Source organism: Nocardiopsis gilva YIM 90087 (genome assembly GCF_002263495.1).
GTDB classification, from domain to species: Bacteria; Actinomycetota; Actinomycetes; order Streptosporangiales; family Streptosporangiaceae; genus Nocardiopsis_C; species Nocardiopsis_C gilva.
This window is the reverse complement of sequence record NZ_CP022753.1, coordinates 156,778-166,266: the sequence shown is the minus strand read 5'-3', so window position 1 is coordinate 166,266 and position 9,489 is coordinate 156,778. Positions and strand designations below refer to the sequence as shown.

Sequence of the window (9,489 nt, the reverse complement as noted above, 5' to 3'; positions counted from 1 at the left end):
GGACCTAGGGAGGCTGGCAGTGACCCGCGTGACCACAGCCGATCTCGACCGGCTGGAATTCAGGGCGGTCCAGTCCGGCGACCATACCGATGTCGCACGCGAGCTCATCGCGCTCGCCAACCGGGTCGAGTCCGACAGCGAGATCTCCCGCGCCGAACTCTTCGTCCGCGCGGGTGAACAGTGGGAGATGGCCCAGGAGTTCGAGCGGGCCACGGCCGCCTACCAGCGGGCGATCGACGACGGCGGCATCACCGTCATCGACGCCCGCGCCCACCTGGCGGGGGCGCTGCTGGAGCTCGACGAGATCGACGCGGCCTACGCGCAGCTGGAGCGGCTGCGTAAAGAGGGGCCGCGCAATCTGCCCACCTACATCACCATCGCCGAGACCCTGCAGGCCCACGGCGACCTGACGGGGGCGCACGACTGGTCGACCCTGGGCGTGGAGCGGTTCCGGCACCAGGACGTGTCGGCCTATGTGCACGACCTGCTCATGGAACTGGTGCGGACGCGCTTCCGGATCCGGATGGACCTGGGCCTGACGGAAGACGCCCTGGACCGGCTACTCGACGACGAATAGCCGCCGCAGACGACGTCGCCGATTCCCCCGTTGATCTCGGAGATATTGGGGTCTCACGAGCGATTTTGACCCCAATATCTCCGAGATCAACGACAAGGGCGGAGCAGTGCCCGGCCCTCGGCATAGGCATCGACCAGGCTCCCGCCGCTGTAGTGCGCCCCGGCGATGTCGGCGAGGTGGTGATCGGCGTTGACCGCCACCGAGTGCGCAAGGTGCCGGAAGAGCGCCGCGTCCGACATGGAGTCCCCGTAGGCCACGCACCGCTCGCGCGCGATTCCCGCGTGTCGGCGCGCCTCCTCGACGATCCGCGGCTTGTCGGCGGGAGTGAGAATGTTCTCCGGCAGGGGTGGCTCAGTGAACGGCAGGGCCGGGAACCGGGACGCCACCACCTCATCGAAGCCAAAATCGAACAGTCGCTCGGCGTAGAAGTCGGGCGACATCGTGATGACCATCGAGCGCTCGCCCCGGGAGCGGATATCCCCGCACACATCGGCGATTCCGTCGAGAAACGGGCCGCTGCGGAAGACCCCTGCGACGTGGTCGTCGGTGAGCATGGGCCACACCTCGGGCAGCGCGGCGGCGAAGGCGCGGGTGTCGATCTCGCCGCTGGCGAAGGCCCGTTCGAGGTCGCGCAGCTCCGCCTCCGTGCCGGTCGCCCGTGCGATCTGAAGACTCGCGCTCGTACCCTTGAGCAGGGTGCCGTCCATGTCGAACACGTGCAGGTAGCTCATCCCCCTCGTGTACCACGGGCCCCGCACGCTCCGCGACCGAAAATTCACCGCGACACACCCCTATATTGAGGTGTTCCCGGCCGGGCGCCACTAGATGTAGTATCTCTCCCGCTGATGGTTCACCCGGCGGTCGAGGCGTTCTGATCGTTCGACGCGGGTGAGGCAAGAGGGAACCCGGTGCGAGTCCGGGACTGCCCCGCAGCGGTGAGCGGGAACGAACGCCATCCCCACGGCACTGGGCGCCACGCCATGACCCCCGGGAAGCCGATGGCCGGTAGGTGGAGGACACGGGTCACGCCGTCCTCCGACGCCCGCGAGTCCGAAGACCTGCCATCGGCGTGCACGCGTCCGACGTGCACTGCAACGGGGCCTCGAGGGCGGGCCGCCGCGAATCAGGGAGTACGACGACCTCGCGCCGAGGGGCGCGGGGCGAACCCTCCCCTGTGTGCTGGTGCGCGCCGTCCTTCGACACCCCAACCGGTTGTCGTCTACCTGGTTGGAGCCACCATGACCCTCGATCTCGACGTTGCCGCGGCGGAGCCCGCGCACGCGAACCCCGCGAGCGATCCGATGGAGCGGGTCGGACAGGTGGTGCACGAGGCCTGCGCCGGGCTGACGGGGGTGTCGGCCGACAAGGTCATCGCGGAGACCCGGCGCGGCCTCTACCCCGGGATCACCTCCGACGAGCTGGAACTCGCGCTGGTCATGGCGGCTCGCACGTTCGTGGAGGCTGACCCCGACTACTCCCACGTCGCCGCGCGGCTGCTGCTGGACAAGCTCCGCCGGGAGGCGCTGACCTTCCTCTCCGGCGCGTTCGACGAGGCCGACCAGGCCCAGATGGCCGAGCGCTACTCCGACTACCTCGCGGCTTACATCGCCCGCGGCGTGGAACTGGGCCAGCTCGACCCCCGCCTCGCCACCTTCGACCTCACCCGCCTCGGCGCGGCCCTGCGCCCCGAGCGCGACCTGGACTTCACCTTCCTCGGCCTGCAGACGCTGTACGACCGCTACTTCCTGCACAGCGACGGCACCCGCTACGAGCTGCCGCAGGCCTTCTTCATGCGGGTCGCGATGGGCCTGGCCCTCAACGAGGACGACCGCGAGGCGCGGGCCATCGAGTTCTACGGCCTGATCTCGTCGTTCGACTTCATGTGCTCCACCCCGACCCTCTTCAACGCGGGCACCCAGCGCGCCCAGCTCTCCTCCTGCTTCCTCACCACCATCGGCGACGACCTGCAGTCGATCTTCCACGGCATCAGCAACAACGCGCTGCTGTCCAAGTACTCCGGCGGCCTGGGCAACGACTGGACCCCGGTCCGCGGCATCGGCGCCCACATCAAGGGCACCAACGGCCAGAGCCAGGGCGTCGTCCCCTTCCTCAAAATCGCCAACGATACAGCCGTGGCTGTCAACCAGGGAGGAAAGCGGAAGGGCGCGGTCTGCGCGTACCTGGAGACCTGGCACATCGACATCGAGGAATTCCTCGACCTGCGCAAGAACACCGGTGACGACCGGCGGCGCACGCACGACATGAACACCGCCAACTGGGTGCCCGACCTGTTCCTGCAGCGGGTCGAGGCCAACGGCGAGTGGACGCTGTTCTCCCCCGACGAGGTGCCCGACCTGCACGACCTCTACGGGGCCGAGTTCGCCGAGGCCTACACCGCCTACGAGCGGGCCGCCGAGGCCGGGGAGATCAAGGTGTGGCGCCGCGTGCGCGCGGTCGACCTGTGGCGGCGCATGCTCACCATGTTGTTCGAGACCGGGCATCCGTGGATCGCCTTCAAGGACCCGTGCAACCTGCGCTCGCCGCAGCAGCACAGCGGCGTGGTGCACTCGTCCAACCTGTGCACCGAGATCACCCTGAACACCAGCGCCGACGAGGTCGCCGTCTGCAACCTCGGCTCGGTCAACCTGGCCCGGCACGTGACCGAGGACGGCATCGACGCCGAGCGGCTGCGCCGCACCGTGCACACGGCGGTGCGCATGCTCGACAACGTGATCGACGTGAACTTCTACACGATCCCCGAGGCCGAGCGGGCCAACATGCGCCACCGGCCGGTGGGGCTGGGCCTCATGGGGTTCCAGGACGCGCTGTTCAGGCTGCGGCTGCCGATGGGCTCGCAGGGCGCGGTGGAGTTCGCCGACGAGAGCATGGAGCTCATCTCCTACCACGCGATCACCGCGTCGATGGAGCTGGCCGCCGAGCGCGGGGCCTATGAGACCTTCGAGGGCTCGCTGTGGAGCAAGGGCGTGCTGCCGATCGACTCGCTGCAGCTGCTGGACGACGCGCGCGGCGGTGACCTCGACGTCGACACCACGGCCCGGCTGGACTGGGAGACCCTGCGGGAGCGTGTGCGCACCGTGGGGATGCGCAACTCCAACGTCATGGCGATCGCCCCGACGGCCACCATCGCCAACATCACCGGCGTCGGCCAGTCGATCGAGCCGATCTACCGCAACCTGTTCGTGAAGTCGAACATGTCCGGCGACTTCACCGTCGTCAACCCCTACCTGGTGCGCGACCTCAAGGAGCGCGGCCTCTGGGACGACGACATGGTCTCCCAGCTCAAGCTCTACGACGGCAGCCTCGGCGCGATCGACCGCGTGCCGGACGACCTGAAGGACCTGTACGCGACCGCGTTCGAGGTCGACCCCTCCTGGCTGGTCGACGCGGGGTCCCGGCGGCAGAAGTGGCTCGACCAGGCGCAGTCGCTGAACCTCTACATGGCGGCCCCGAGCGGCCGGAAGCTCGACGAGCTGTACCGGCGTGCGTGGCGCAAGGGCCTGAAGACCACGTACTACCTGCGCTCGCAGAGCGCCACGCACGTGGAGAAGAGCACGCTGAAGGGCACCGACGGCAAGCTGAACGCGGTCGCCGCCACTCCGACGCCCACGGCTGCCCCCTCGCCGTCCCCTGCGGCGGCCGTGTCGCCGGGGGCGAGCGCACCGGCCCCCACCTCGGCAGCCGGGACCCCCTCCACCGCCCCGGAACTGGACCCGGACGCCGGTTCCACCTGCTCCATCGACGACCCCGACTGCGAAGCCTGCCAGTAGAGAACTGCCCGCAGCCGCCCTCAGCAGACGTTCCGAAGGATCCAATCACCACATGACGACCACCCATGAGCCCGACACCACCGGCCTCGGCGCCATCGACCGCGACGGCGGCCGCGTCAGCGTCGACGACAAGTCGATGATCAACGCCCGCGCCGACGTCAACCAGCTGCTCCCGCTCAAGTACACCTGGGCGTGGGACAAGTACCTGGCGGGCTGCAACAACCACTGGATGCCGACCGAGGTCGCCATGCAGGCCGACATCGCGCTGTGGAAGTCGCGCGACGGCCTGACCGAGGACGAGCGCCTCATGCTCAAGCGCAACCTGGGCTTCTTCGCCACGGCGGAGTCCCTGGTGGCCAACAACATCGTGCTCGCGGTCTACCGGCAGCTGACCAACCCCGAGTGCCGCCAGTACCTGCTGCGCCAGGCCTTCGAGGAGGCCGTGCACACGCACACCTTCCAGTACATCTGCGAGAGCCTCGGCCTGGACGAGGGCGAGCTGTTCAACATGTACCGGGAGGTCCCCTCCATCACGGAGAAGGACGCCTGGGCCCTGAAGTACACGCAGAACCTGGAGGACCCCGACTTCCGCACCGGTACCCCGGAGGCGGACCAGGCCTTCCTGCGTGACCTCGTGGCGTTCTACGTGATCTTCGAGGGCATGTGGTTCTACACCGGCTTCGCGCAGATCCTGTCTTTGGGCCGCCGGAACAAGATGGTCGGCATCGCCGAGCAGTACCAGTACATCCTGCGCGACGAGTCGATCCACCTGAACTTCGGCATCGACGTGATCAACCAGATCAAGATCGAGAACCCGCACCTGTGGAGCGAGGAGTTCCAGGCCGAGGTCCGCACCATGCTCACCGAGGCCTGCGCGCTGGAGGTCGCCTACGGCCGCGAGACCATGCCGCGGGGCATCCTCGGCCTCAACGCCGACCTGTGCGAGGAGTACATGCACTTCATCACCGACCGCCGCGCCGAACAGATCGGCCTGGCCCCCATCTTCGGCCAGACGGAGAACCCGTTCCCGTGGATGTCGGAGATGATGGACCTGAAGAAGGAGAAGAACTTCTTCGAGACGAGAGTTATTGAGTATCAGACGGGTGGGGGTCTGGACTGGGATTGACCTGCTGTGACGGGGTTCGGCTCTTCAGACTGCGGAGGGGTCGGACCCCGTTTTTGGGAGAATTTTGGGAGATGATCTTGGTCGGGGCGCGGTGCGGACGCCTGCGGTAGGGCTCCAGCAGCTCGTCCAGGACCGTCACCGGTGAGTGCGGGTGCATCTTCGCGCGCTGGTACAGGGACTCCCTAAAGTTGCGCGTCAGCAGCTCCATGAGCTGCCCGATCATCGCCGGGGTCACCTGGCTGTAGACGGCCCCGATGCCGCCCATTTCGTGGCCCAGGCGCTCGTGCTGGAGGACCTCGGGGATATCCCCCTCGATCATCGCCCGCTTGTGCGAGTGGCGGGCCAGCCCGTGCGGGGTGATCCCCGGCGCGATCGGCACCCACTGCACCTCGGTCTTCTTGCGCGGGTTCCTGCCGCGGATGGGCATCCCCGGCCACGGTTCGGCGCGCAGCGGCACGGGGTGCCCGTCGGGAGACTCCTCTTGGCTGTTCTTCCTCGGCGGGTACATACCGGTGGAGGCGGCACCGATGAGCCACGGCTTGTAGGAGCCTCGTCGATGGTGGGGCGAGCCGGACTGGGCGCTGAAGACGTGGATCCCGCCCTTGTGGGGCGGCGCGGCGCTGCCGCGGATGAAGTCGCCGTTGAACCGATCGGCGAGGTCGGGGTCGATGCCGAGCTCCGCTAGAGACCTGTCCTGCGCGTGAGTGAGGACCGCGGTCTTCATCTCCTCCGACCAGGCGCCGCGCCGCTTGAGCGCGGCCACCAGGAACCGGTGAACGGTCGGTGGCCTGAAGCATGCGCACGTCTTCGTCGGCTTGTGCGGGATGCTGGCGAGCTGGCGCCGCAGTAGCTCGCACACGAACTCCGGGATGTGAACGTCCCGGTAGGAGTCGTCCTTGGGCGGTTGCCGGTGCCAGTCACCCTCCATCTCGAACAGTTGCCACTCCACCCGGATCATCTGCTCGGCAGGGCGGCAGAACTCCCGCTCCAAACCGATCAGCTCACCGAAGCGCAAGCCGGAGTTGTACATGGTGATCCCGGAGATGAACTCCTCATCGCGCCCGGAGAGCAGCGCCATCCGCTCCGACAGCAGCAGCGCACCGAGCGCGTCGGTGGTCACGCGTTGCTTTCCGCGCTTCCCCTTGCGCGTGCCGGTGCCGCTGCGCCTTCCTCGGTTGGCCTTGGTCGCTGCGGGGTTCGCAGAGATGTGCCCGGCCTCGATCGCGTCGGCGAGCATCGTGTAGAGAGTCGAGCAGTAGCCCCGGATGGTGGACTCGGCGTAGCCGGCGGCCCGCTTGACTCGCTTGAACGCGAGGATCTGCTCTGCGGTGATATCGAGGAGTCGCGTCTCGTCCCAAGCCTGGTCGCGGCCCTCGGGCCGGTGGGGAAGGAGGTGGAGCTCCAGGTCGTTACGAAGGCCGCGCATGTGGGAGATACCGACGTCCTGTTTCGGGTACCACTCGTCGGCCCACTCGCCGAGTGTGATCCCTTCCTGCTTGCGGGCTTGCCGGGCGGCCTCGACGACCGACGGGGCGGACTCCTCATCCAAGCCCATGCGGATGCGGGCTTCCTTGTCCTCCGCCCACTTCTCGGCGTCGCGCTTGGTACGCCAGCGCTCGCCCTTGTCATCACGACTTGCTCGGGGCCAGCTGCCGTCGGCCGCCTGGTATCGGACGGTCCAGAAGGTGCCGTCCTTCTTGGACCACCGCTTCTCGGGATAGGGCATGGGTGTATCCTTCTCGCTGTGATTGGGAGCCCCCTCCGAACGGAGGGGGCTTTCTTCTTGATGCGTCTACCGGCACACCGGCTTGGGCGCCGGGAGGTCGACGCGGGCGCACAGGGTGAGTGCGCCCGCGGCCGTCTCCTCGGCGAGGCTGGGCAGGCTCACCCCATTGGCGCTTGAACTCGAAGCTCCGGACCCTTGCCCCGTGAGTCCCGGCGGCCCGGTGCCATCCGGGCCACGGCCCGGATGGTTGGGCGGTCGTTGCTGCGGGCCGCGGGGACGGTCGGGGGAGGGGACGTCATCGTCAGCCGGTGGCTGGCTGGTCGGTGGCTCCTGCTGTGCCCTATCCCCGTCTTGTGGGGAAGGGTCCTGCCTGGCCGGCGGAGAGGTGACACCTTGGTCCTCGCTCGCGCCTGCGATCTCCGCTGGCTCAGCCTCCTGCTCGGTGACTTCTTCTACTGCGGTCTCGCTGGTCGCCCCATCAACTTCGTCGCTGGGGGTGCTGCTGTCGGCCGGGGGCTCGTCCGCTTCGTCAGACGCTGTCCGGGGGGATGCCGTCGCTTCGAGCGTTATCGGCCTTTCTGGCATGGGGAGGATTGTCGAGATCGTCGGCTCGTCGCGCTCCTGGTCGGAGATGTGGGGCTGATCGGCATAGAGCATCCCGCCGAGGCCCCCGGCCAGTGCCACGCTCGCGACGGACGCTGCGGACTGGGCGGTAAAGGAATCCCTGAGCCACCCGCTAGCCGCCATGACGCCAGCCCCGGCGGACCCACCGCGCAAGATGCGCAGGCGAGTGGACTTGCGGGGGACCTTGCAGTCGGGTCGTTGGGATGAAGGAGGGGGAGGAAGCTTTCGCTCGACCCGATCGCGCTCGGCGGCGGCTTCGAGCTGTGCAATGCGGGAGGTGAGTGTGATCAAATGCCGGCCCGCATGCCTGGAGCAGATCGCCAGCTTGGCGAACAGGATGATCAGCGCGATGAGCACTACGCTCAGTGCTCCCACAAGCACTTCCATGGCCATCACTCCAGACCCCGTGCACGCATCCTCCCCCTGGGTCAGGAGTTTTTCCCATGATTCTCGCGGATTTTTCCCCTCCGTTATCTTCGCTACGGTGTGTCACGCTATTTCCTCGTTCTGTTGCCGTCGCCACGCGTCCACCAGCGGCTGAAGCTGATCGCGCAGCCGGTATGCGCCGATGAAGTACAGGCGCACATCCTCGGGGGCGTCGATGTCCCACACCGCCTGCTCGATGGGGTCATCGAAGATCGGGAGCGACCTCCGCTGCGTCTGCCCATCGTCTTGGAGCTGAGGAGTCCCACCGGCGATAACCACATCGCAGGCTCCGACTGACCAGCCCAGGACGCGCTCGATCCGCCTGTAGGTCTTGGGTCGCGCGCGCACGCCGCGGCGGATCTTGGCGAGCGTCTCGACGCTCACGTCGGCGAGGCGTGCCGCTTGTGCGTACTCCATGCCGAGGTGGTTGAGGCGGTCTTCGATCAACTGTCCGAGTCGGCTTCGACGCTCTGTGTCACTATCCACGAATCAAACGCTACAAGATTCTCCAACATAGGCCAACCTAACGCAGGTAAGGATTTCCTCACCTGGTGATTGTTGGATATTCCCATAATGCTGACCTCGGAGTATCCAACATGAACCAATAAAAACTAAATTACCTGCGAGTAGGACTACCAGATACACCAACATTGGACTATGTTGGCCCTATGATCAGCATCAAGGTCGATGGGGCCAAGCTCAGACGCCTGCGGGAGAGCCGCGGCCTTTCGGTCGTCGCCCTCGCTGCCGCTGCCGGTCTGAGCAAGTGGGCCATCTACGGCATCGAGCAGGGGCGCCACCAGCCGTCTCCCACGGTGTACGCCCGCATGAAACAGGCCCTCGCCGCTGTCGACGCCGACCTCGAAGTCACGCCTGAACAGGCTGAAACGACTGCTGAAGAGGTGGCGTGATGGCCGACGATCTCACCGTTTACCGGGTCGACGAAGCCGCTCAGATCCTCAAGTGCAAGCCGTCGTGGCTCCGCGACCAGGCCAAGGCCCGCCGGATCCCGTTCCACAAGATCAGCGGCGAGTACCGCTTCACCGCCTCCGATCTGGAACAGATCCTCGCCCTCACCGCCGAACCCGTGAAGAAGGCGCCGCAGCCGCCCGCCCGCTCTACCGGCCCCCGGCGCCGCAGGACGCCACCGGCTCCCTCGACCGACCCCACCGTGCGCCCGCTCAGGGCGCGCCGCATCACCGCCTGACACATGAAGGCCCCC

Annotated in this window: 8 protein-coding genes and 1 riboswitch; of the genes, 5 read left to right on the top strand and 3 right to left on the bottom strand. The window is 67.2% G+C overall.

Features of this window, described 5'->3' with window-relative positions; translation table 11 throughout:
• The first annotated feature begins 19 nt into the window (after window positions 1-19).
• A complete protein-coding gene (locus CDO52_RS01035; RefSeq protein WP_198345813.1) occupies window positions 20-577 on the top strand; it encodes a hypothetical protein in 558 nt (185 codons plus the stop codon).
• 86 nt (window positions 578-663) lie between these two features.
• On the opposite strand, the gene CDO52_RS01030 is transcribed toward CDO52_RS01035, so the two are convergent.
• Window positions 664-1,308, bottom strand: coding sequence for an HAD family hydrolase (locus CDO52_RS01030; RefSeq protein ID WP_017619564.1), 645 nt, complete (start codon window positions 1,306-1,308; stop codon window positions 664-666).
• A gap of 98 nt (window positions 1,309-1,406) precedes the next feature.
• Window positions 1,407-1,657: riboswitch (cobalamin riboswitch) on the top strand.
• 158 nt (window positions 1,658-1,815) lie between these two features.
• Between CDO52_RS01030 and CDO52_RS01025 the strand changes: the two genes are divergently transcribed.
• Both CDO52_RS01025 and CDO52_RS01020 read left to right on the top strand, forming a co-directional pair.
• Window positions 1,816-4,365: a ribonucleoside-diphosphate reductase subunit alpha gene (locus CDO52_RS01025; protein WP_017619563.1), complete on the top strand. Its 2,550-nt coding sequence runs from the start codon at window positions 1,816-1,818 to the stop codon at window positions 4,363-4,365.
• Window positions 4,366-4,417: 52 nt separating this feature from the next.
• The gene (locus CDO52_RS01020) at window positions 4,418-5,491 is read left to right on the top strand and encodes a ribonucleotide-diphosphate reductase subunit beta (protein WP_017619562.1); all 1,074 of its coding nucleotides are present in this window, start codon (window positions 4,418-4,420) and stop codon (window positions 5,489-5,491) included.
• Here the strand turns inward: CDO52_RS01020 and CDO52_RS01015 are convergent.
• Together CDO52_RS01015 and CDO52_RS01005 are read right to left on the bottom strand one after the other, a co-directional pair.
• Entirely contained in the window at window positions 5,451-7,217 is a 1,767-nt protein-coding gene (locus tag CDO52_RS01015; RefSeq protein ID WP_017619561.1) for a site-specific integrase, read from the bottom strand. The two genes, CDO52_RS01020 and CDO52_RS01015, sit on opposite strands and share 41 nt — an antisense overlap.
• A 1,113-nt stretch (window positions 7,218-8,330) precedes the next feature.
• The gene (locus tag CDO52_RS01005) at window positions 8,331-8,753 is read right to left on the bottom strand and encodes a helix-turn-helix domain-containing protein (RefSeq protein WP_152471685.1); all 423 of its coding nucleotides are present in this window, start codon (window positions 8,751-8,753) and stop codon (window positions 8,331-8,333) included.
• A 182-nt stretch (window positions 8,754-8,935) separates the two neighbouring features.
• Here CDO52_RS01005 and CDO52_RS01000 point away from each other — a divergent pair, with 182 nt between their 5' ends.
• Both CDO52_RS01000 and CDO52_RS00995 read left to right on the top strand, forming a co-directional pair.
• Window positions 8,936-9,178, top strand: coding sequence for a helix-turn-helix domain-containing protein (locus CDO52_RS01000; protein ID WP_017619559.1), 243 nt, complete (start codon window positions 8,936-8,938; stop codon window positions 9,176-9,178).
• Window positions 9,178-9,474 (top strand): helix-turn-helix domain-containing protein, encoded by a 297-nt coding sequence (locus CDO52_RS00995; RefSeq protein ID WP_017619558.1) that lies wholly within the window; start codon window positions 9,178-9,180, stop codon window positions 9,472-9,474. Before CDO52_RS01000 ends, CDO52_RS00995 begins: the two co-directional genes overlap by 1 nt.
• The last annotated feature ends 15 nt before the right edge of the window (window positions 9,475-9,489 follow it).